2 protein-coding genes are annotated in these 595 nt (G+C 45.4%); both read left to right on the top strand.

Annotation, left to right across the window (positions count from 1 at the left end; genetic code table 11):
• On the top strand, positions 1–258 hold a 258-nt coding region (locus R7E78_RS28440), incomplete at its 5' end, for a cytochrome c3 family protein (RefSeq protein WP_318058922.1).
• 1 nt (position 259) lies between these two features.
• Positions 260–595 (top strand): 4Fe-4S dicluster domain-containing protein (locus tag R7E78_RS28435; protein ID WP_318058921.1); only part of this gene is annotated, 336 nt, incomplete at its 3' end.

The raw sequence follows: 595 nt of genomic DNA, 5'->3' as shown, positions 1-595 counted from the left end.
AAGGTTTTTCTTGATCCAAGCACCATTCTCAAAGCGAATAGCCAGTGTGTAGATTGCCACGCTCCAACTCAGTTGAGAGAAAGTAATTGGACGCATGATGTCCATGCTAAAAATTTGACCTGTTCAAATTGTCACGATGTTCACGCTGCCAAAACGAAAGCACTTTCTTACGACGGAAAACAGCTCATCAAACAATGTGTCGATTGCCACTCTCAGTTTGCTGCTGAACCTGAACTTGCAAAAGACGAGGAGAGATAGCATGAAGTGTTCAAGACGAAATTTTTTAGCCAGTAGCGGCGCATTGATTTTGACCACTGGCGTTGCTGGCACCTCTGTTGTTAGTGCTTCTCTTTATGCCAGTGATAGCGAGCAAACCAAACGTTTTGGCATGGTGCATGATGAAAATGCGTGTATAGGCTGTACTGCGTGTACCGAAGCATGTCGCGAAGTGAATAAAGTGCCAGAAGGGGTGACCCGCCTAAAAATTCATCGCAGTGAACCCATTGGGGAATTTCCTGATGTTGAGTACCAGTTTACGCGTGAATCTTGTCAGCACTGTGATAATCCACCATGTGTGTATGTTTGCCCTACGGGT

The sequence above is a fragment of the Vibrio sp. YT-19(2023) genome (assembly GCF_033337395.1).
This window is presented reverse-complemented; position numbering and strand designations above follow the sequence as displayed.